The following is a 22,404-nucleotide window of genomic DNA, read 5'->3' on the forward strand; positions in this document are numbered from 1 at the left end:
GACAATCGAATCGCTTGTCAGCTCTTCGTGTTTCCTTTATCTCAGTCGAGGGGCTCCAGTCTATACGGAGCTAACCGTGCGCTTCCGCTTTTCTTAAAATTATTGTTTCGCAATTGTTTTTGCCATTTCTACGAAAGGAATTCGATAGTCTTCCTTCTCAGTTGTAAACATGGTTAATTTCATAGGTTGTTTAGCATCTTTGATTAAGTAAATTGTAACTCGATCTTGACCATTGCTAGCTTCATAAACTTTAGCGTTTGGAATTTGCAGAGCAGGCTCTGATGGGTTTGTAATATTGCTATTAGTGTCTTGTAATTCAGTCGGAATATTCTCCTCGTAAACAGCCCAATCTGGATTCTCAGGTAATAATTCAATTCTCATAGAGATGTGCTCTGAGCCTTTCAAGTATAATACATCCTTACGAGGCTCCTCACCTGTAAGCTCATAATTAGGCAGAAGATACATTGAGTAACCTTGATTATCACTTTTTATAAGTTTTGCAGTCTCTACTTTTGTTTCGCCTTGTAATTGATATTTCATACTTTTCTCGTTAGTATTATCAACTTGTTCTTTATTGTCAGTGGCATTGTTTTCTTTCTCAACTGGTTTTTCTGCATTAGTATTTTCAGTTGTTTTGTCTTCTGTTGCTGTATCGTCTTCATTTGATTTTACTTCTGACTCAGTATTAGTAGTAGTTTGATCATCAGTTGATGGTTTTTGTTCTTTTTCAGTTGAAACATCTGTTGACGGTTTTGTTTCTTTACCTTCATCGCTTGCAGAGTCACTTCCACATCCAGCTACTAGTAGAAGACCCATTAGGGAAATTACTAAAGGTAGTTTCTTCATGTTCATTCCTCCAAATATAGTAAATTTCATATCTATCATACCAAGTATTTCATTCGTATAGATATTATTTGTAAAATAAAATTGCAAAATTAGTACAAAATTAAGAAAAACAAAGTATTCAGACGGCTTATTTTGACAATCATCTCTACTCATGATAAAGATGATTGTCGTATTTAGTTATCGATTATACAAGTGGCCAAATTACTAGTAATAAAAAGTCAAAAATTAAGTGAGAGATAATAACAAGCGATAGACTCTTCTTCCATTGATATAATGCTGCCCATATGAAACCAGCTGTAATTCCCGCAAGAATTAAAGCGTAGTTTTGTGAATAGATCATAGGCAATGCATAGAGTATGGTTGAAATGATAATTGTTGCTTTTGCTTGAAAGTGCTCACTAATTCTTTTTTGAACAAATCCTCTCCAAAAGATTTCTTCTCCTGGAATAATTACCAGAAATAACACTAAAAAGTGCCATATAAGAGAAGGACTGTATTTCTTGTATAATTGAGAAACATCTTTGGATAGAGTTGATAAATCTAACCATTCAATAATGGTATTTCCAAGTGCAAATATAGCATATATTAAAACGCCGGAAAGTAATCCATATAATAAGCTTTCTTTTAATGAAGATTGGATGTTTTTGTTTTTCTTTGATGTAATAGCTATACTGACACAGAATAGAATACTTGCTGTGTATAAATACCAAAATACTGCTGCAGTATTATGATACGTTATATATATTAGTATATGTGCGCTGATTAACCCAAGAATTAATCTTCCATCCTTGGCACATGCTTTCATGTATTGTTTTTCCCTCCTAGTTAGCTGAAGTGCAACATAATAGTTGTTATTTTATTTTATTAATAACCATATTACAATACAATATAACAAAAAGAGGGAAATCTAACGAAAAAACTATGTATAATTAAAGGCTAAATACAAAAAAGAGTCGAATATAACGACTCTTTTTTTAGGTCAATCTTACTATCGGAAATGTTATGCAAACGTTTGCTTTTTATTCTTGTCAATTAGTTAAATTAATAATTTTGTAGTTCTTGTGGTTTACTACAGTCTTCTGTTCTAATTCAAGATCACGATAATTATCCATACATGTTAAATCAACAATCACGGAGTTTTCGTTTACCTTTTCTACTATCCCTTGTAATCCACCTTTGAACTCAATTAAGTTCCCTATTTGTGCTATCTTCATCATAATCACACCTTTAGCATTCTATTTTTTTCTTTGTATTAGAACAGTTTGCTCGTATGAATTTCCATGACTTAAAGAATAAAAAAGTTTTAAGTTAAATCAAATATTTAAAAATATACTTAACAGTTTGCACTATTTTTTATGAAAGGTAAAGTGTTTTTTGAATATTCTTTTCAAAATAATGTAAAGGCAAGAGTCCTAGAGAGAGATTATAGAAAATTTCACGAAAAAGAACGGATAAAAATACGATACTGTGGTGTGATGAATTTATTTTCAATTTTTGGAAATATGAATATTGTTTTATGTAATCATCTATCTTAAAATATAGCTAACTAAAACAATAGGGATGAAGGAGGGGGGCCAATGAGACTATCTATCTTTAAGAAACTTGTTATGATGTGTAGTATGTTATTAATTATACCTGGACTTATTATTGGAGCTATTGGTTATTCGATTTCCAAGCAAGAACTAAATACCTTAGCTAAGACAAGTTTGAAAAATGATGTAAATTTCGCATTAAAAATGATAGCGCTTTCTAATCTGAAAGTGGAAAGTGGGGAGCTAACGTTAGAAGAAGCTCAAGAACAAGTGAAACAACAACTTGTGGGTAAGAAAGATTCTAAAGGCAAAAGAACTATTACGAAAGATATCGATATTGGTGAATATGGATATATGTATGTTTTAGATGAAAAAGGTACATTATTAATGCACCCATTAAGAGAAGGGGATAATTTATATGATGAACAAACGAAAGATGGTATGTTCTTTATTCGTAATGTTATAAAGAAATCGAATTTACAAAAAGGAGGATACACACTATATGATTGGGAATTACCTACAAATCCCAACAAATCAGCTACAAAAATCACGTTCTCCAAGAAAGATCCTCATTGGAATTGGGTAGTTGCATCAGGCTCCTATTTAAGTGATTTCAATAGCGGTGCTAATAAAATTCTAACCATGTTAATAATAACCATTGGTTGTACAATAGTTATTGGCGCCATCTTCATAATTCTTTTCTCTCGACATCTCGGTTTACCACTTAGAAAAATTGCAAATGCTGTTAAGCGGATTGCGGGCGGTAACTTAACTGTTACTAATATAGATGTGAAAAATAATGATGAAGTTGGAACTTTGTCAGAAAATTATACCGTTATGGTGGATAATTTAAGAAACCTAGTACTGGATATAAATAACTCGTCTTTGCAAGTAGCATCCTCTGCTCAACAATTAAGTACAAGTTGTGAATGTACAAGTCAAGCTGCCGAGGAAATTACAACTTCTCTGCTACAAGTAGCTTCTGGAACAGAAGACCAATCTCAACAAATTGATGAAGTATTAACAGAAACAGTACAAATTTCAAAACGTGTTGAAACAATAAGTGAAAGTGTTGAAAAATTAGACAAAGCAGCATCAGAATCGTCTAAAACAATTGAAGAAGGCTCTCGATTAATAACTAATGGTATTTCTTATATGAATACAATTGCACAGAATACAGAGAATATGGAAAAAATCGCAACTTTGTTGCAAGATAATTCTGAAAAAGTAGGCGAGATTCTAATCTTCATACGTGCTATTGCAGATCAAACTAATTTATTAGCATTAAATGCTTCAATTGAGGCAGCAAGAGCAGGGGAACATGGACGAGGATTTGCTATAGTAGCTAATGAAGTGAAAAAACTTGCAGAACAATCAGCAAATGCTTCTTCAGATATTGGCAAATTAATTGAATTGATTCAAGAAGAGACGAATCAGGCTGTTATTACTTTAGGCGCTGGAAAAGAATCGGTTTGGGAAGGTAAACGGGTAGTTGATCAAGCCGGAGATGCTTTTCAGGATATTTCAAAATCGATATGTAATATTTCAGCGCAATCGGCGGAAATTGCTTCTTCTATGACCGAAATCAAGTGCATAATGTCCGCCTTAGTCAGTTCCGCTGAAGAAATTACAACGATTGCCAATACATCTCAACAATATACGCAAAATGTAGCTTCTTCAGCAGAAGAACAAACAGCTTCCATTCAGGAAATAACTGCATCTGCAGAAAATTTAGAAAGACTGGCTGACTATTTACAACAAAAAGTTCAAATGTTTAAATTAAAATAATATAGTAAGTATAATAAAAATATGGATCCTGTAATGGTGGGAACCTTATTTTTTACTTTATACTTTTGTTTTGTTATAGGAAGAGGTGCAGCAATGAATAAAGAAGAAGCGAAAGAGTTATTAGAGAAGTTAAAACTAGGTGAAATATCTGAGTTCACAGTATCGAAAGAAGACTTTCTTGACTTTCGTGAACAATTAGTAAAACGATCAGATTTTAAACATTTTCGTGGTGTAGCGAAGCATGGAGGAACAACCATCTATACATATTTAGAAGTAGCAAGAAGTTAAAGCGTTGTATCCAGCTGTTTCTGAATATTTCTCAAAGCATCACGTCTCCACGCTTTCACTGCACATTTATTAACAGAATAGATTCTTGCAATTCCATCAAGTGTTTCCCCATGAATAAATGTATGAATAACCCAACGCTTTTGGTAAAGCGTTAGACTGTCGCAGTAACTAATTAGGGATTCATTCTCTAAATATTTGTCGTAGTGCAATGTGTTGAAAAACTGAGGATTATCAAATGGGAGTTGGTTTATAACTTCCCATTTGTTTTCTAATCTTAATTCATTCAGTATTCGACCTCTAATCATAGAATAAGCGAATGTTGTAAAAGTAGCTGATACTCCATCAAATTTCAAACTAGCTTCCCACAAAGCCTGTAAGCCAATATTATAATAATAATCGTATTCTTTATAAATATTTAGCGAATGTATGATTTTGTATATGAGTTGCTCGTATTGTGTAACTAAATCATTAAAAGAATCCATTATAGCTTCTTTCTGAAAAATGCATTTTTCTTCTATTCCTAGGTAGCTTCACTATAAAAGAATGACAAAAAATATACCAAAAACAGAAAGTGATATTGAAAATTAATATGCAGGATATGCTCGTTGTTTTTTAATAGAAATTAGATTTCAAAAAAGAAAATGTCTGAATAAATAAAAAAGTACAATAAATGCTGATAAGAATTTCTGATGATGTGGATAAGGGGGAGATTGTCTTGCAAGAGAATAATAACTATCGAATTAGTGCGTCAACTATGGCTTTAGTTACTGCCAAACACCCATACTATAGAAGTATTATTTTTGACGAGGAAGGTACTTATTTGAGCTTACAAACGATTGTTTCAATGTTCTTAGATTTGGGTATCAAAGAATATGAAATGAGTCGAGGTAAAGACAAATATCGTAATAACGAAGCACAAGTTTCTTATATTATGAATACAGAGCAAAACATCTATGCATTTTCAACAAAAATGAAAACTGAAACGAACTGCATGTGGATTTTTCCTGAACATGTTGAAGAAATAGGTGAACAAACATTTCCTCGTCTTACCTTTAAAAATGGTGAGCGTTTAAAAATAAATTGTACGAAAGAACAATACATGCAAGGGGAGAAAGACTTACAATTCTTGAAATGAATTTGAAATTTAATCGTTTATTTTTCTAGTTTTTTCTTTAGACAATTTTACCTATTAAAAGAAAACGCTTTCCTTTTTTATTTGTAAAAAACATATTGTATCATTACGTTTGTAATGCTATGATTTTTTAGGAAATGAGGTCTGTAGTCTGACTTTTAATACTTATGCAAAAAGGTTGCAAAAGGGTTTTTTTATGAAGGAATTCTGTTTTTAACATAGATTTTCTTATTTAGGGTAACATTAAACAGAAGAAATTTATAAAATAGACTGAGGCTCATTAAAAAGAATTTTTTATTAAAGGAGTTTGAATAAATATGTTACAACAAACATTTAAAGTAATCGCTGATACAGGAATTCACGCACGCCCTGCTACTTTATTAGTTCAAGCAGCTGGTAAATTTGATTCTGATATCAACCTTGAATACAAAGAAAAGAAAGTAAACCTTAAATCAATCATGGGAGTTATGAGCCTTGGAATTGGTCAAGGAGCTGAAATCAAAATCAGTGCTGAAGGTTCTGATGAGCAAGATGCAATCAATGCTTTAACAGAAACTTTGAAAAAAGAAGGATTAGCTGAATAATGACAACTATGTTGAATGGTATTGCTGCGTCTAACGGTATTGCAATTGCAAAAGCATATCGTTTAATTGAACCTGATCTAACTGTTAACAAAAAAGAAATTGCCAATGTTGCTGAAGAAGTTAGCCGCTTTCAAGCTGCTGTACATACTTCAAAAACTGAACTTGAAGCTATTAGAGAACACGCAAATAAGGAATTAGGAGCTGATAAAGCTGCTATTTTTGATGCGCATCTTTTAGTATTAAGTGATCCTGAATTATTAGGACCTATTGAAGGCAAAATTGAGAGTGATTCTGTAAACGCAGAAGTAGCACTTAAAGAAACGGCGGATATGTTTGTTTCTATGTTTGAATCAATGGATAATGAATATATGAAGGAAAGAGCGGCTGATATTCGTGACGTAACAAAACGTGTTCTTTCACATCTTCTTGGTGTTCAAATTCCAAATCCAAGCATGGTAACAGAAGAAGTAATCGTCGTTGCTGAAGATTTGACGCCATCTGACACAGCTCAGTTAAACCGTACTTATGTGAAGGCTTTCACAACTAATATTGGTGGAAGAACTTCGCATTCTGCGATTATGGCTCGTTCTTTAGAAATTCCAGCTGTAGTAGGTACAAAAGAAGCTACAACTTCTATTCAAAACGGAGATATCATCATTGTAGACGGATTAAGTGGACAAGTTCACATCAATCCAACTCCAGAACTGATTGCTGAATACGAGCAAAAAGCTAAAGCTTATGAACAACAAAAAGCTGAGTGGGCTAAGCTTGTTAATGAAAAAACAGTTTCAAAAGATGGTCACCACGTTGAATTAGTTGCTAATATCGGAACACCTAAAGATATTAAAGGTGTTATTGAGAATGGCGGCGAAGGTGTAGGTCTATACCGTACAGAATTCTTATACATGGGTCGCGATAACTTCCCAACGGAAGAAGAGCAATACGAAGCGTATAAGGCTGTGTTAGAAGGTATGACTGATGGTAAGCCAGTAGTAGTTCGTACTCTTGATATTGGTGGAGATAAAGAGCTTCCATACTTAAGCTTACCTCACGAAATGAATCCATTCCTTGGATATCGTGCAATCCGTCTATGTCTAGATCGTCAAGACATGTTCCGTACACAACTTCGCGCATTATTACGTGCAAGTTCTTATGGTAACTTAAAAATCATGTTCCCTATGATTGCTACACTTGATGAATTCCGTCAAGCGAAAGCGATGCTTTTAGATGAAAAAGCTAAGCTACAAGCTGAAGGTGTATCTGTAAGTGAAACAATTGAAGTGGGTATCATGGTTGAAATTCCATCAACTGCTGTTATGGCAGACTTGTTTGCTACAGAAGTTGATTTCTTCTCAATTGGAACAAATGACTTAATCCAATACACAATGGCTGCAGACCGTATGAATGAAAGAATTTCTTATCTTTACCAACCATACAACCCTGCAATCTTGCGTCTTGTGAAAAACGTTATTGAAGCAGCACACAAAGAAGGTAAATGGGCTGGAATGTGTGGAGAAATGGCTGGCGATGAAATCGCTATCCCACTTTTACTAGGTTTAGGCTTAGATGAGTTCTCAATGAGTGCAACATCTATTCTTAAAGCACGTTCTCTAATTAAGAACTTATCTAAAGCAGATATGGAAAAATTAGCAGAGCAGGCTTTACAAATGAAAACAAATGACGAAGTACTTGAAGCAGTTAAAGCTGCAGTAGAGGCTAAGTAATTTGTATTACCGAAAGAGACCATTCTTTTAAAGAATGGTCTCTTTCGAGTGTGAAGAGTTATACAGAAATGTACTTGTATTCTTCGAATATTTCTTTTTCAAGATGGTTTTTATATGATAATCTATTATGTAAAATCTATAAACGTATATTGTTATACTAGTAAATCTATTTTTGGGAAAAGGATTGGGGTTGAAGAGATGGGAAGATTAAATCATAAAGTAGCAGTAATTACAGGTGCTGGTGCAGGTCTTGGGAAAGCGATTACAATGCTCTATGCTAAAGAAGGAGCAAAAGTTGTAATTGCTGACATGGATATGGAAACCGCTGAACAAACAGTAAGAGAAATTACCGAAAATGGAGGACAGGCCATTGCGGTGAAAACCGATGTAACAGAAGAAGAAGATATTCAAAATATGTACAATAAAGCAATTGAAAAATTCGGTACTGTTGATATTCTTGTTAATAATGCTGGTATCGGCGATAACATGTATGCGGCAGCTAATGTTCCTGATGATGTATGGGATCGGGTTATGGCCATTAATACAACTGGAGCTATGCGTGCAATGAGGAAAGCGTTACAGATATTTGAAGAGAAAAAATTTGGAGTTATTGTAAACATGGCTTCTTTATCTGGAGTTCAAGGTGGACGTGGTGGATTAACATATACAGCTTCTAAGTTCGCTCTAGTGGGTATGACGAAGAATGTTGCAGCTCACTATAATAACTTAGGTATACGTTGCAATGCAATTGCTCCAAGTGCTGTTCCTACAAATTTAGGAAAAGCTATGACTCAACCAGATCCATTTGGTATGGAACGAGCTGTTGCGGGGTTAAACTTAATGCCTCGTTCTGGTACAACTGAAGAAATTGCTAATATTGCTTTGTTCTTAGGTTCAGATGAATCCTCATTTGTTAATGGAGTAGTTGTTACTGCAGATGCCGGCTGGTCTGCATATTGATATATCAAAATGACTAACGGTGGGGCATCCTCGCCGATTTTTAGTTAACTTTCTATATTGAAATAGGCTAGTGCTTGATGAATTTCTGCTTATTAGAGAAATAAAAAAACTAAATTAGTACGTTTAGTATGGTGTTAACTGGGTATTTATAAAGCAAGTGTAGTTGTCAGTCTCTCAGTACAGCTAACATTTCCCCCCTTCCAATAGTCGGCTTTAGCCGGCTATTTTTTTCGTTGCAAAATTCTAATATGTTATATTATAAATGAACTAGTATTGAGGTTATTAATAAAAAAGAGGTGGCATAATGGGAAAAGTAACGAAAGAAACAGTTGTTGGTTTTATTGGTACAGGTGTTATGGGTAGAAGCATGGCATTAAACATTATGAATGCAGGTTTTAAATTAGCTGTATACACTCGAACAAAAGAAAAAGCACAGGAATTATTGGATAAGGGTGCTATTTGGTCAGAATCACCTAAAGACTTGGCAATTCAGGCTGATGTGATTATTTCAATTGTAGGATATCCTCATGATGTAGAAGAAATTTATCTTGGGGAAGAGGGTATAATCCCAAATGGTCGTCCAGGTACATATTTAATTGATATGACAACATCTAAACCTTCTTTAGCGAAGAAAATTTACATAGAAGCGAACAAAAAAGATATGAAAGCTCTAGATGCGCCAGTTTCAGGCGGTGATATAGGTGCAAAAGAAGCTAGATTGGCTATTATGGTAGGTGGAGATGAAGAGGCATTTAATGATGTGAAGCCTATTCTTGAAGCAATGGGAACAAATATTGTATTACAAGGTCCAGCTGGAAGTGGTCAGCATACAAAAATGTGCAATCAAATTGTTATTGCATCCAATATGGTTGGCGTATGTGAAGCGATCGTTTATGCTGAAAAAGCAGGATTACAACCAGATCGCGTACTACAAAGTATTTCCACGGGAGCAGCAGCGAGCTGGAGTCTATCTAATTTAGCTCCACGTATTTTAGAGGAAGATTACTCACCTGGCTTCTTTGTAAAACATTTTATTAAAGACATGAAGATTGCTCTAGAGGAAGCTGAAGCAATGGATATGGAAACGCCAGGCTTATCTTTAAGTAAAAGTATGTATGAAACAATTGAAAGAAACGGTGAAGAAGACAGCGGTACACAAGCGCTGCGTAAGTATTGGAGTTAATAATTTTTTGAAAAACGACCTTATCTACTGAGGTCGTTTTATTTGGTTACTTCATCATTCAGCTCATATCTTTTTTTCAATGTGCATAAGTATGTGAAGAAGAAAGGAGGATGGGGTGTATGGGCATATTCGATGACCTTGAAGAAAAGTTTCTAGAATTGCCAGATGGATATTATGTAGTAAGAGTGGAAGGTTATTCCCGAGAAAAAACTATTCATGGTGTAAGGCCATTAAAATGGCAGCTGAAGCTTATGAATGAAGAGAGCGGTCAGCTGCCGACAAAATTTAGCCATATTGAGACAAATGCTGGATTTCATATATTATTACGAGAACTTAAAGAGTTAGGAATTAGTAAACCTAAAGATGCCAACGACTTTGAAAAAGCACTTAATTCACTAATTGGCTGTCTACTAGAAGTTCATGTTACAACTACGAATAAGGAAGAAGGTTATCGAGATGTGAAACTCATTCGAAAATTGTATTAAGAGCGATGTTTCGTAAGAAAAGCTTCAATTCGATTCAATCCTTCTGTTAATCTTTCCATTGAATAAGCATATGATATACGGAAAAATCCTTCACCTTCTGCAGAAAATGCACTACCAGGAACAACCGCTACATTGTTTTCTTGCACGAGTTGAATTGCAAATTCAAAAGAAGAGGTGAAACCTTCCGGCATTTTAATAAGGAAGTAGAAAGCTCCATCGGGTTTAACAACATCCAACCCTATCTTCTGTAGTCTGTTATAGACATAGTCACGACGTTTTTTATATTCTTCTTTCATAACAATTGGATCGTCTTTCCCAACTGTTAATGCACTAATTGCAGCCATTTGAGAAACGGAGGAAGCACAAGTAACATTGTATTGATGTACTTTCAAAATTTGTTCACATAGCGCATGTGGAGCATAAAGAAAACCAATGCGCCATCCTGTCATAGAATGAGATTTTGATAATCCATTGATGATAATTGTTTGATCTCTTAAGAATGTAGCTATACTTATATGATCTTCGTCAAAAACAAGCTCACTATAGATTTCATCAGAAAGTACAATTATATTTTTATCTTTTAAGAGCTGGGAGATTTCTTTCAGCTCATCACTTGTTAAAGTAACACCTGTTGGGTTGGACGGATACGGTAAAATGATACAACGTGTTTGATCATTAAGATAAGGTTCGATTAATGATGCTGTTAGCTTGAAATTGTTATCTGTAACGTCGATATAGACAGGCTTTGCTCCACATAGCTTAACAATTGGTTCATATCCAGGATAAACCGGTCCAGGTAAAATGACTTCACAATTCTCGGTAAGAATTGTTCGTAGCGATACATCTATAGCTTCACTAGCACCTGTAGTAACAATCACTTCGTTATCAGGATTATAAGATACCTGATATTTCTCCTTCATATAATTGCTGCAGGCACGGCGTAATTCAATTAAACCAGCATTATGGGTGTAGACAGTAAAGTCCTCATCAATCGCTTTTTTAGCAGCTTCTTTAATATGTAATGGAGTTGGGAAATCAGGTTGTCCAATCGTAAGAGAAATCGCATCTTTATATGGGGCAACAAGATTGGAGAATTTACGAATTCCTGAAATTTCGATGTCTTTCACACGTTGATTAATAAGATCCAACATACTTACCTCCTTTAATAATGTATTTAGTTTACCATCTTTTTTTATTTTCTACATAANNTCTACATAAATGAGTTAATGAAATGATGACTTTTTGGGGAAAAATAAGCTACGTAATCTAAAATAAATATGTAATATTTTTATTTTTAACAATAATTATTATTTTAAGGAAATGTTGCTTTCATTGCTATAATACAAATGGTTTATGACATTACAGGAGGATTTAATCATTGACACAAACTAAATTAAACAACCAAGAATCAGTAATTTACGCATCTTTCGGAAGACGTTTAGCTGCATATGTAATTGATGGTTTGATATTAAGCGTAATCGTTTCTATTTTGGGTGCTGTTGGAGTACTATCGTTTTTCGGTGTAAATTTTGATGCATCTCAACTTCAAGACCCTACATATTCGATTGCAAATAACAAAGGATATTTGTATGCTACATTTTTAATAGGAATGTTATATTACACAATTCTTCAATCTTCGAAATGGCAAGCAACAATTGGTAAGAAATTGTTAGGGATGAAAGTGGTTACACTTGAAGGGGAGCGTATTAGCTTTATAAGAGCATTAATTCGTCACTTAGTGATGTTTTCAATTTCTAGCATATTTTATATTGGGTTCATTATGGCTTTATTTACGAAAAAGAAGCAAGCACTGCATGATTTACTTGCAAAAACGCTTGTTATTAAAGTACAGAAGTAGACAATACGCTAATTATAAGTTGGGGCGTCAGAAAAGCGATTTTCAATCACTTTTCTGACGCCCTTTTACGCTTTTTAGCCATTCGTTATAGGTTACGAGAAATTTGTTATGCTTGCTGAGTATTTTTGAAATTGCCCACATTTGGCGCTTCGGGAAAAGAAAAAACTTTCATGAACATCCATTTAAATTAGACGAATGCCTATGTAGAAATCTAAAGCAACATTACCTTATTGGATACCCTCAACTTCTTTTGTTACATTACCGATTAATTCTAATCGTTCTGCACATAATATCACCATATATTGGTGAAAAAATTGATAATACTTACAAAGGAGAAATATGCTTAAAAAGTTCATAATAAGTTTGGGTGTACTGGCACTATCATATTTTTTAATAATGGGAGTTTTTATATTTTCTTTTCATAAGAAAGTTAGTAATGAATACATTGCATCACATTCAGTGAATCGCTTTTTCTCGGATCAGACTGGGCCTGATCGCGCTGTCATGATTGATACACCAAGAGACAGTTCGCTTGTAAGGGTAAACATGATTGAGCAGGCAAAAAAATCGTTAGATATTTCATACTATTCTATGGAGTCCGGACAAGTAACTTCAACATTTTGGGCTCTTTTGCTTGAAGCGGCAGATCGTGGGGTAAAGGTCAGGCTTATTTTAGATGGAATTGCCAATGGTGTTAAGTTAAAGCAAAAAGAAATTATGTATGCGATTAAAAATCATCCTAATATTGAATTGAAGTTTTATGAAGTTCCTAATTTGTTTAAACCATGGACTTTAAATAACAGGCTTCATGATAAATATATGATCTCTGATCAAACAATCGCTGTAATAGGTGGAAGAAATATTAGCGATCGTTTTATGGCTCCCACTGGTTATAAAGGAGAAGTAACATATGATCGAGATGTAGTCATTTTTAATAATAGACATAAAAAAAGTGTTGTACAGGATTTGTCACAGTATTTTGAGGAAATCTATCATAGTCCATATTCAGTAGAGTCACTAAGTAAGCTGTCGGGGCAAGAAAAGAAGAAAGGAGAGGCAAAAGCAAAAGAACTGAGGGTTCTTTTAAGTGAGGAACGCAATAAAAAAGAAAATATCTTTGGTAAGAAAATAGATTGGCAAGAGGTTACTTTCCCAACGAGGAAAATTACACTGATTCATAACCCTATAACGCGTTTTAATAAAGAGCCATGGGTGTGGTTTGAAATAAACCAGCTTATTCATTCGGCTAAAAAATCTGTTTTTATTCAAAGTCCTTATATTGTTCCTGCTAAAAAAATGATGACAGGCTTCTTTGAAAATATTTCAGAGAAGGGAGTAGATATAACGGTATTAACAAACTCTAGAGGGTCAACTCCAAACTATCCGGCCTTTTCCGTATATTTGAACCATCGAGATGATATCGTAAACTCTGGTGCTGCGGTTTATGAATATCAAGGTGAGCATTCCGTCCATACGAAAGCTTATAGTATTGATGATGACTTAAGTCTTGTAGGCTCTTTCAATATGGATCCTAGAAGTGCTTTCTTAAGCACAGAAACAATGATGGTCATTCATAGTGAAGAAGTGAAGAAGCAACTTGATGGCATTACAGAAGGGTATCTTCAAAAAAGTTTACTTATTGGTGAAGATTATAAGTATGTTGTTGAATCGGATAGTATAGAAGAGAGAAGTTCTAGTCGAATGAAAAACATATTGTTATATATAGTTGGTTTTATTGGCAGGTTCTTCTCATACTTATTGTAATACCAGTAGCAAATGTTATCCAAAACAGCATATTACATTTGTAAGTTAAGGTGATTCAATTAAGTACCATAGGTGCGGTAAAATCAAACTTAAAATGAATGGTGCTGTTTTGAATATTCTATAGATTTCTCATTTTTTAGAAAAATGTATAAACTATCGCGGTGAAAAATGGTAAAATATATAAAAGTGCATTTTAAAAAGGATAGAATTAGATGCTATATTTTGAGCAAGTGTTATTTTTATTTTTCATAATTATTGGTCCAATTATATTTTTTCAATTTTATTGTAGTGATGAAGAGTATTTTCCATCGCATTGGAAACCGCAATATATATTTTTTGTTCTCATGTGTAGTTCCTCTTCTTTGCTATTGCATTTCTCTGTCTTTCAAGCAAAAAATCTCTCTATTAGTTTTTTTTCTTTAGTAGTCTTGTACACCATCTTATATGGTAATAGAAAGTTAGCTATTATATTATTACTTTATATTACGGGCTACGATTATGTAGTAAATGGTCGCAATAGTATTCTCATATACTTTAGCACCGCTTGGGTTTATATTGTTCCTTTTCTTTTGCAACCTCGCTGGCAGAACTATTCGAAACGTAAGAAACTGCGTTATTCTTTTTTATTTAGTACAACTGTCTGCTTTTTTTACTTTTTTGCTGCCTGGCTATATCTTTTCAACGATAATGATCTGGGCCTAGTTTCCTCAATCAATTTATTCATGTTTATTTGTTACATAAGTATTTTTTATATAATGGTGGCTTTGTCGGAGTTTTTAATCGAAAACAGGCGGCTTAAACTGATGGCACAAGAGTCAGAGAAATTAATGATTGTGAGTGAACTAGCAGCCAGTGTTGCACATGAGGTAAGAAATCCGCTTACTGTTGTAAAGGGATTTGTAAAGCTAGTGGAACCAGAAGTTAATGATACTAGTAAAGAGTATTTGAAACTTGTACTTTCGGAGTTAGATCGAACGGAAGCAATTATAACGGACTATCTTAATTTAGCGAAAAAGAATAAAAGATTAGATAGTGTGTTTTCAGTTTCTGATATGTTGGAAACGGTTTATTCTGTTATGAGTATCTATACAGATATTAAAGGGATTGAATTGACGCTAAGTAAAGAAGAAGAATTATATATCTTTGGCGACATTAGTAAAATGAAGCAAGTTTGTTATAATGTAATCAAAAATGGTGTAGAAGCAATTACCCATTCTCATGGAAAAATTATTTTGAAATGCTATTCTAAAGGTAAAGATGCAATTATTGAAATAATCGATAATGGAATTGGCATGGGGAAACAAGAACTATTGAGAGTTGGCGAGCCTTTCTACACGAACAAAGAAAATGGTACAGGGCTTGGAATAATGATTACAAAAGCAATTGTTGAGGAACATAATGGAAGAATTCAATTTGAAAGTGAAAAAGACAGCGGTACAAAAGTAACTATGACGATCGAGAGATGTAAATATGAATGTGAATAATTTTTGTACAAAAAGTTAAAAAATTTAAATTTAGCTAAAGTATTACTCTGAATGAACGATATAGTAATACATAATATAGATAACCGTGTTTCAGGAAGGGCGAGAAGATATGGATAATAAAAAAGGCATTTTATTGGAAAGTGGAACAAATGAGTTAGAAATCGTAGGATTTGGAATAGGCAATAATAAATTTGGTATTAATGTAATAAAAGTAAAAGAAATCATTAATCCAGTTCCCGTAACGATCGTTCCACAAGCTCATAAAAATGTTGAAGGGATTATTGAGCTAAGAGGGGAAGTTTTGCCGGTAGTAAATGTTGCTACAGCTTTAGGATTTCCTCCTTCAGACGATGAGAAGCAAGATAAGTTTATCGTTGCTGAATTTAATAAGCAGAAAGTTGTATTTCACGTACATAGTGTGACACAAATCCATCGTATTTCCTGGGGGCAAATTGAAAAACCTTCTGAAATGTACCAAGGACTTGAAAGTCAAATTATTGGTGTAATTAAATTAAATTCAGAAATGATTTTATTGCTTGATTTTGAGAAAATTGTAGTTGAGATAAATCCGGATTCTGGAATTAATGTACAGCAAGTACAGAAGCTTGGGAAGCGTGATCGGACTGATAAGAAAATTGTTGCTGTTGAAGATTCACCATTATTGCGAAAGCTTCTGCACGATACTTTATCGGAAGCCGGTTTCCAATACGTTGAATTCTTTGAAAATGGTCAAGATGCACTCAATTATTTAGAAGGGCTTGTGAGGGATGGCAAGAACCTTACAGATCATGTTCATCTTGTTGTAACAGATATTGAAATGCCACAAATGGATGGACATCATTTAACGAAAAGAATTAAAACTCATAAAGAACTCAGTAAGCTTCCTGTAATTATTTTCTCATCACTAATTACAAATGATTTGAGACATAAAGGGCAAATGGTAGGAGCAGATGCTCAAGTAAGTAAACCTGAAATAGCAGAGCTTATTACACTTATTGACAAATATCTTCTGTAAAAGAATATATTGCGCCGATTTGTTAATAAATAAATCGGCGCTTAAATTAAAGTAACCTTCTACAAATGCAGAAGGTAAATGTATGATCTAAGGAATGGAACTATGTGGGACAGTGATCTTCCACTACTACTTCTTTGAATTCTCCAAGCCTAGACAATGAAGGTTAACTGCACAAATATGTGGAGGAGTTGGAGAAAATCATGAAACCATCAAACTTAATTCTTCAAGCAAAGCAATTCGCAGAAGAAGCACATAGAGGTCAAATCAGAAAATTAAATAATGAGCCATTTATGAATCATCCTAACCATGTAGCAAATATATTAGCAGAAGCTGGTTTTAGTGATACAGTAGTGGCTGCTGGATATTTACACGATGTTGTTGAAGATACAACTGTGCCACTTCTAGAAATTGAGCGGAAGTTTGGTTCTGAAGTAGGTTGTCTAGTAAATGCTAACACTGAGAATCAATTGTATTCATGGAGACAGAGAAAGCTACAAACTATCGAAAATGCCAAAGATTCTTCATTGGAAATGAAAGCACTGATTGCTGCGGACAAATTTGATAACTTATCAAATGTGATGAAATATCATAAAGAAATGGGTGATTCAGTGTGGTCTGTCTTTGCTAGAGGTAAAGAGGATCAGTATTGGTATTACTCAGAAGTAGCTCGAGCTTTATTTACTAACATTGAGCAGAAGGACATACCTCTTTTTTTCTATGAATATAAACAGTTGGTTGAAGAACTTTATCAAATCCTTGAATCTGATATGAAAACTGTGAAGTAATTAATTTATAAAATAAAAAAGCGATCTTATTCTCTTTTCGAAGGGAGTGAGATCGCTTTTATTCTCTAAGTATAAATAAAGTCATATTAGTACAATAATCAATAAAGATCTTTTCCAAGAAAAGATGAAGTGAAAATATTAGAAGATATTTTACGTTTAGGCTTTGTATTACAATGTCTAAAAGATTTAACATTCTCTTTCTTTGATTCACGTGCCCCTACATAATTATAAATGATTGCTTTAGCTCTAGATAAAGACATTTGAGTCTTAGGATTTCGCTTGTCTGGAATTCGATTTCCTAGATGAGGTAATGTTTTAATATCTTCTTTAGATGGAGGTAAATGAAAAATATAATCTCCGCATTCGATAATGACATCAGACTGTTGCTGAGCATTTCGAGGATTGTTTGAGAAATGTAATCCAAGCTTGGTTGCTTTACCTTCTTTAAGCATCTTATTAATAGCCAATTGCTTTAAATCATATAATATTTTTGGTTGAGGAGCGGCTTTTGCATGTTTATTTACTATGAATATTGCTTGAGGTAGTTCCTGTACGGTTTGATGTTTAGTTTTGTTATGGTCCATTTTGCAACTCCTTTCTATGTACAGAATTCTCATAGTCATTATAACATTTTGCTATGTTAAAGTGATAGAAACATCAAAATATTCTTCTTTTTTTAAGATTTCTTTCATAGATATTTCATTAAATTGAAGTGAACATAATAAAACAGTAGAAAAGTTAATTTAGATGAATCTGTATATGTATATATTATACTTTTTGTTTTTTTTTACAAATAGCAAAAGCTGCCTTATTTTTAATGGCAGCTTTTTCTTAAGATTAGCTTATTCATTTCGCATAGATATTTACGTTTTCTGTTATGCCTCCATAAACTGGATTGAAGGCTTGCTGTGACTGATTGAACATTGTCGTTGGATACGGTACTGGATAAGGTTGTGGTATAGGATAAGCTTGAGGTACAGGATAAGGTGTATATATTGGATAAGGGTAAGGTCTGTTAAATAATAATGGCCCAATGGCAAGTCCAGCTACAAAAGCAAAAGGAAGAAGAAAAGGAAAGAAGCGTTGATCTTCTGGGTTTACTTCGTAATATCCAAGGTCATTCCGCATCTGGTTATTATTATATATCAGCCCATTATTTTGTAATATAGGAATTATTCCATAAGGACTATAATGAGAATAGTACATTACTATGCCTCCGTTTCTTTTTTTCTAATATTGTATGGATATAATATGATATGGAGCCTGTACATAACAGAATCGTGATGAATATAATAATTGCTAGGAAGGAATAGAATATGATTATTAATTGTTTGATTGTTGGGCTGGGAGGAGCGCTAGGAGCTTTAACTAGGTACGGTATTTCCATTATAGTTCCTCATTCATTGCCAATACCAACATTGATTGTGAATGTTGTTGGAAGTTTCATTTTAGGCTATGCAACTACGCTACTACATAATAAGAGATTATCTTCGGAACAAATGCTATTTATAGGAACAGGATACTGCGGTGGATTAACAACAATGTCAACGTTTTCTATGGAAACATTTAATCTATGGCATGATTTCATACCCGTTGCATTTTTCTATGTTTTGTCGACAAGTATGTTAGGATTGATTGCTGTATTGTTTGGAATGAAATTAGGTGAAGGAAATAGGAGAATACAATCATGAATATCCTATTAGTTGGATTAGGTGGTTTTTTAGGTGCAGTGTGTCGTTATTTAGGCGGTTTTTTACTAGGAAAATATTTTTCGCAAAGAGGTTTTCCGTGGTTTATTATGTTAATCAATTTTGTTGGATCTTTTTTATTTGGTGTTTTTTATTCTTTAATAGAATCGAATATGTCTTCTCTGTTTCTATTTACAGGATTTTTTGGAGCGTTTACTACTTTTTCTACATTTAGTTTAGAAGCAATCCAACTATGGGAACAAAAGTTATACAAGTATTTCGTAACGTATATGCTGCTTACGATAGTAGGGTGTACTTTATTATTTAGCATCGGCTATTCATTATTTAAATTCTAAGTAAACTAATTATTATAGGAAAACGACTAGAGGAATGATTGTTGAAATCTTTTAACTTTAGCTGTTTTCCTTTCGTTTTTTATTTTCTGACTTATGTTGTATTTCGGAAAAAATAGAAATATAATGATGATAACTATCAGGGAAATAATGTATAAATAAAAGGAAGATAGTAGTGGTAGTTTCGCATTATATGTAAGGTGTGATGATAGTGAGAAATAATGTGATGCAATTTCAACATAGAAAAGATATTGATCATTTCCTTTTGATGCAAGGAAAGAACATTTTAGATAATGCATTTAAAAGAATTAAAGATTCTCTGATCATTATGCAGGTGGAGGAAGAGCGGCGTTTTCGTTATGTATATGCTAATCAAAATGCTTTTAATCCCGGATGGATAACAGAAGGGTCTATAGGAAAGCTTATTGAAGATGTCCATAATGAATGTATAGCCATTGCAATGAAACGTCAATTTCAACTTGTGATGGGCTTTGAAACGGAACAGGTTACTAGATTGTCGCTAAATAATATGTTTATGAAAGATTGTGTTTCTGACATTTTTCTAATGCCAGTGAAGAATGAAGATAAACACATGCTTTAATGATTTTTTGACAGGGCTTTATAATCGTAAAGCTTTATTTAACAATTTAGATTTAGAAATAGAAAAAGCTAAATTAGATGATAATGAAATAGCTGTTTTATAAATAGATTTAGATCGTTTTAAGTTGTTCAATGATTCGATGGGGTATTATATGCGAGATCTACTCTTAAAGAGCGTAGGTGAACGATTGTTATCCATAGAAAATTACGATTATTCTGTTTATAGAATAAGTGGAGTCAATTATGTTGTAATACTACCTCGTATAAATCGTGATTCGGTGGTTCTTTTTGCTACAAAAGTGTATGCGAGTTTTTATGAATCATTTGTAATTAATGGACAAGACTATTTTGTGACGCCTAGTATTGGTATTTCTATTTATCCAATTGATGGTTTAGATAGTGAGACATTAATAAGAAAAGCAGATGGAGCATTATATCAAGTGAAAGCAAGCGGCAGAGGGCATTTTCAATTTTATAGTACCAAACTACATGAACATCTTCCAAATGTATTTAAGATGGAGGCTAAATTAAGAAGAGCTATAGAGAGAAATGAACTCTCCGTTTATTTTCAACCGCAGATCGATTTGATCACTAGAGAAATTACTAGTATTGAAGCATTGCTCCGTTGGCAAAATTCTGCCTTTGGTTTTGTTTCACCAGCTGAATTTATTCCGATAGCAGAAGATACGGGGTTAATTATTCCTATTGGGGAATGGGTCATTGAAGAAGTGTGCAAAGTCATTCAATTATGGAATGAGAAAGGATTTGAACCTGTAAAAATTGCGGTGAATCTATCACCTAAACAGTTCTTGCAGCCAAGTTTAAAAGATGTAATCCAATCGTTACTTAATAAATATAGTATAAATCCTGCCCTGTTAGAAATCGAAATAACAGAAGGGGCTATGTAGGATACATCTGAAGCTTTACAAATGTTAAACAAATTAAAGTGGTTAGGTGTGTCAATTTCTGTAGATGACTTTGGTACGGGATACTCTTCCTTAAGTTATCTAAAGCAGTTCCCGCTGGATACGTTAAAGATTGATCGCTCTTTCGTTAGAGAGGTGCTTTCAGATCGTAAGGATGCGGCCATTATTACTACTATAATTTATTTAGCGCATAGTCTAGGCTTAGAAGTAATAGCAGAAGGTGTAGAAACAGAAGAACAAGCGGATTTCTTGCGGAGTGTAAATTGTGAAAAAGCGCAGGGGTTTTACTTTAGTATACCATTGCCAATAAGTGAGATTGAAGAACGATATTTTAAAAAGCAAGTTTAATGTAAATAATAAAAGAAGCCATGTTCGCATTTTACGAGCATGGCTCTTTGGTGATATCGCTATTAATTCAGAATAGACAGTTGCTTTTGTTCTAAATTGATTGTAAAGTAAAGACGGTAATTTCAGGTCTGGCTAAGAAGCGAAAAGGTAATCGAGTTGTTCCTAGTCCTTTATTTACATATAATTTCATATTTTCTAACTCATACATTCCTTCATAATATTTCTTCGCAAAGGGTGGCGTAACGAGAGCTCCATAGAAAGGAATTTTGACTTGTCCACCATGACTATGGCCACTTAATTGTAAAGAAATGGGTTCATTATTGGCCCGATCCGCAAAATCAGGTGCGTGGGAGAGAAGGATGGAATAGGCATTTTGGGGAATGTTGTGGAGAGCTTTTCCCCAATCGGGCTTCCCTAACATGGCATCATCTAATCCAGATATATAGATGGATTGGTTCATTTTATTTTTAATGATAGTATTTGAATTGTGTAATACAATAAAACCACTATCCTCCATTGTCTTTCTATATAAATTCGATCCGTATCCTCCATGATCATGATTGCCATATATACAGAGCTTTCCTAAAGATGCGTGTAGCTTTTGTAAAATAGGTACTATTCTAGTAGGATATTGATAATGATTCGGATTATCCATTAAGTCACCTGTAAATACGATAAGATCAGGTTTAAGCTCGTTTATTAATCCCACCGTTTTATTGAGGTCATTTAATTGATATTGAAAACCTAAATGGGTGTCACTAAATTGTACGATTGTTGACCCTGAGAATCCATTTGGAATATGTTCATCAGAAATGGTATGATAAGTAATATCAATCCAATATGGTTCGATGTACTCAGCGTAATAACGACTGCTTACTCCGATTCCAGAAATTGAGAGTAAAGTAGCTATACTTCGTTTTAAAAATGTTCTTCGGGTAATTTTCTTTTTCATTTCATTTCAAACCAATCATATGTGATGAATTATTCTTGAAATATTATTTTTAATTATTGTTGAGTTATTATGTTTTATTATTTTACAAAATATAAGTGTAAAAACGTTT

At 33.6% G+C, this 22,404-nt stretch carries 24 protein-coding genes and 1 pseudogene; 17 read left to right on the top strand and 8 right to left on the bottom strand.

Going from position 1 to position 22,404, the window contains the following annotated elements; all coding sequences use genetic code 11:
- Positions 1-99: 99 nt before the first annotated feature.
- The 3 genes from V7014_RS00220 to V7014_RS00230 all read right to left on the bottom strand — a co-directional run bounded on the left by V7014_RS00220 (position 100) and on the right by V7014_RS00230 (position 2,060).
- Positions 100-846, bottom strand: coding sequence for a hypothetical protein (locus V7014_RS00220; protein WP_335502603.1), 747 nt, complete (start codon positions 844-846; stop codon positions 100-102).
- 184 nt (positions 847-1,030) lie between these two features.
- On the bottom strand, positions 1,031-1,651 hold the full coding sequence (locus tag V7014_RS00225) for a CPBP family intramembrane glutamic endopeptidase (RefSeq protein ID WP_335502606.1): 621 nt from the start codon (positions 1,649-1,651) through the stop codon (positions 1,031-1,033).
- Between the two features lie 223 nt (positions 1,652-1,874).
- Positions 1,875-2,060: a YkvS family protein gene (locus V7014_RS00230; RefSeq protein WP_335502610.1), complete on the bottom strand. Its 186-nt coding sequence runs from the start codon at positions 2,058-2,060 to the stop codon at positions 1,875-1,877.
- 405 nt (positions 2,061-2,465) lie between these two features.
- Here V7014_RS00230 and V7014_RS00235 point away from each other — a divergent pair, with 405 nt between their 5' ends.
- Both V7014_RS00235 and V7014_RS00240 read left to right on the top strand, forming a co-directional pair.
- Positions 2,466-4,166, top strand: a complete 1,701-nt coding sequence (locus V7014_RS00235) for a methyl-accepting chemotaxis protein (protein WP_438824838.1) — start codon at positions 2,466-2,468, stop codon at positions 4,164-4,166.
- Between the two features lie 93 nt (positions 4,167-4,259).
- Positions 4,260-4,454, top strand: coding sequence for a hypothetical protein (locus V7014_RS00240; RefSeq protein ID WP_335502616.1), 195 nt, complete (start codon positions 4,260-4,262; stop codon positions 4,452-4,454).
- Here the strand turns inward: V7014_RS00240 and V7014_RS00245 are convergent.
- The gene (locus V7014_RS00245; RefSeq protein WP_335502619.1) at positions 4,451-4,936 is read right to left on the bottom strand and encodes a sigma-70 family RNA polymerase sigma factor; all 486 of its coding nucleotides are present in this window, start codon (positions 4,934-4,936) and stop codon (positions 4,451-4,453) included. The genes V7014_RS00240 and V7014_RS00245 overlap by 4 nt on opposite strands.
- 233 nt (positions 4,937-5,169) lie before the next feature.
- On the opposite strand from V7014_RS00245, the gene V7014_RS00250 reads away from it, so the two are divergent.
- The 6 genes from V7014_RS00250 (at position 5,170) to V7014_RS00275 (ending at position 10,522) form a co-directional block, all read left to right on the top strand.
- The gene (locus V7014_RS00250; RefSeq protein WP_335502622.1) at positions 5,170-5,589 is read left to right on the top strand and encodes a competence protein ComK; all 420 of its coding nucleotides are present in this window, start codon (positions 5,170-5,172) and stop codon (positions 5,587-5,589) included.
- 314 nt (positions 5,590-5,903) lie between these two features.
- Complete coding sequence (locus V7014_RS00255) at positions 5,904-6,170, top strand: phosphocarrier protein HPr (RefSeq protein ID WP_205062793.1); 267 nt, start codon at positions 5,904-5,906, stop codon at positions 6,168-6,170.
- Positions 6,170-7,894 (top strand): phosphoenolpyruvate--protein phosphotransferase, encoded by a 1,725-nt coding sequence (gene ptsP, locus V7014_RS00260; protein ID WP_335502627.1) that lies wholly within the window; start codon positions 6,170-6,172, stop codon positions 7,892-7,894. The genes V7014_RS00255 and ptsP overlap by 1 nt, the downstream gene beginning before the upstream one ends.
- Before the next feature lie 198 nt (positions 7,895-8,092).
- Entirely contained in the window at positions 8,093-8,854 is a 762-nt protein-coding gene (locus tag V7014_RS00265; RefSeq protein ID WP_335502630.1) for a glucose 1-dehydrogenase, read from the top strand.
- A gap of 304 nt (positions 8,855-9,158) precedes the next feature.
- On the top strand, positions 9,159-10,037 hold the full coding sequence (locus tag V7014_RS00270; RefSeq protein ID WP_335502633.1) for an NAD(P)-dependent oxidoreductase: 879 nt from the start codon (positions 9,159-9,161) through the stop codon (positions 10,035-10,037).
- 119 nt (positions 10,038-10,156) lie between these two features.
- The gene (locus V7014_RS00275) at positions 10,157-10,522 is read left to right on the top strand and encodes a hypothetical protein (RefSeq protein WP_335502635.1); all 366 of its coding nucleotides are present in this window, start codon (positions 10,157-10,159) and stop codon (positions 10,520-10,522) included.
- Here the strand turns inward: V7014_RS00275 and V7014_RS00280 are convergent.
- The gene (locus V7014_RS00280) at positions 10,519-11,673 is read right to left on the bottom strand and encodes an aminotransferase A (protein ID WP_335502637.1); all 1,155 of its coding nucleotides are present in this window, start codon (positions 11,671-11,673) and stop codon (positions 10,519-10,521) included. The genes V7014_RS00275 and V7014_RS00280 overlap by 4 nt on opposite strands.
- Before the next feature lie 227 nt (positions 11,674-11,900).
- On the opposite strand from V7014_RS00280, the gene V7014_RS00285 reads away from it, so the two are divergent.
- From V7014_RS00285 to V7014_RS00305, 5 genes are all read left to right on the top strand, one after another.
- Positions 11,901-12,380: an RDD family protein gene (locus V7014_RS00285; RefSeq protein ID WP_335502640.1), complete on the top strand. Its 480-nt coding sequence runs from the start codon at positions 11,901-11,903 to the stop codon at positions 12,378-12,380.
- A gap of 396 nt (positions 12,381-12,776) precedes the next feature.
- Positions 12,777-14,144: a phospholipase D-like domain-containing protein gene (locus V7014_RS00290; RefSeq protein ID WP_335502643.1), complete on the top strand. Its 1,368-nt coding sequence runs from the start codon at positions 12,777-12,779 to the stop codon at positions 14,142-14,144.
- A gap of 803 nt (positions 14,145-14,947) precedes the next feature.
- Positions 14,948-15,628: a HAMP domain-containing sensor histidine kinase gene (locus V7014_RS00295; RefSeq protein ID WP_335502647.1), complete on the top strand. Its 681-nt coding sequence runs from the start codon at positions 14,948-14,950 to the stop codon at positions 15,626-15,628.
- Between the two features lie 109 nt (positions 15,629-15,737).
- Complete coding sequence (locus V7014_RS00300; protein ID WP_335502650.1) at positions 15,738-16,643, top strand: chemotaxis protein; 906 nt, start codon at positions 15,738-15,740, stop codon at positions 16,641-16,643.
- Between the two features lie 200 nt (positions 16,644-16,843).
- On the top strand, positions 16,844-17,428 hold the full coding sequence (locus V7014_RS00305) for an HD domain-containing protein (RefSeq protein WP_335502653.1): 585 nt from the start codon (positions 16,844-16,846) through the stop codon (positions 17,426-17,428).
- Between the two features lie 98 nt (positions 17,429-17,526).
- On the opposite strand, the gene V7014_RS00310 is transcribed toward V7014_RS00305, so the two are convergent.
- Positions 17,527-18,012 (bottom strand): YkyB family protein, encoded by a 486-nt coding sequence (locus V7014_RS00310; RefSeq protein WP_335502658.1) that lies wholly within the window; start codon positions 18,010-18,012, stop codon positions 17,527-17,529.
- Between the two features lie 262 nt (positions 18,013-18,274).
- Positions 18,275-18,634: a hypothetical protein gene (locus V7014_RS00315; RefSeq protein WP_335502660.1), complete on the bottom strand. Its 360-nt coding sequence runs from the start codon at positions 18,632-18,634 to the stop codon at positions 18,275-18,277.
- Between the two features lie 110 nt (positions 18,635-18,744).
- Between V7014_RS00315 and crcB the strand changes: the two genes are divergently transcribed.
- From crcB to V7014_RS00335, 4 genes and pseudogenes are all read left to right on the top strand, one after another.
- Positions 18,745-19,119: a fluoride efflux transporter CrcB gene (gene crcB / locus V7014_RS00320; RefSeq protein WP_335502663.1), complete on the top strand. Its 375-nt coding sequence runs from the start codon at positions 18,745-18,747 to the stop codon at positions 19,117-19,119.
- On the top strand, positions 19,116-19,472 hold the full coding sequence (locus tag V7014_RS00325; RefSeq protein ID WP_335502666.1) for a fluoride efflux transporter FluC: 357 nt from the start codon (positions 19,116-19,118) through the stop codon (positions 19,470-19,472). Before crcB ends, V7014_RS00325 begins: the two co-directional genes overlap by 4 nt.
- 208 nt (positions 19,473-19,680) lie before the next feature.
- Positions 19,681-20,070: a hypothetical protein gene (locus tag V7014_RS00330; protein ID WP_335502669.1), complete on the top strand. Its 390-nt coding sequence runs from the start codon at positions 19,681-19,683 to the stop codon at positions 20,068-20,070.
- A 103-nt stretch (positions 20,071-20,173) separates the two neighbouring features.
- A pseudogene (locus V7014_RS00335) lies at positions 20,174-21,343 on the top strand (putative bifunctional diguanylate cyclase/phosphodiesterase).
- A 91-nt stretch (positions 21,344-21,434) separates the two neighbouring features.
- On the opposite strand, the gene V7014_RS00340 reads toward V7014_RS00335, so the two are convergent.
- Complete coding sequence (locus tag V7014_RS00340) at positions 21,435-22,295, bottom strand: metallophosphoesterase (protein ID WP_335502671.1); 861 nt, start codon at positions 22,293-22,295, stop codon at positions 21,435-21,437.
- Positions 22,296-22,404: the final 109 nt, after the last annotated feature.

Origin of the sequence: Bacillus sp. JJ722, from assembly GCF_036963345.1 — a bacterium.
Taxonomy (GTDB): Bacteria; Bacillota; Bacilli; order Bacillales; family DSM-1321; genus Bacillus_AD.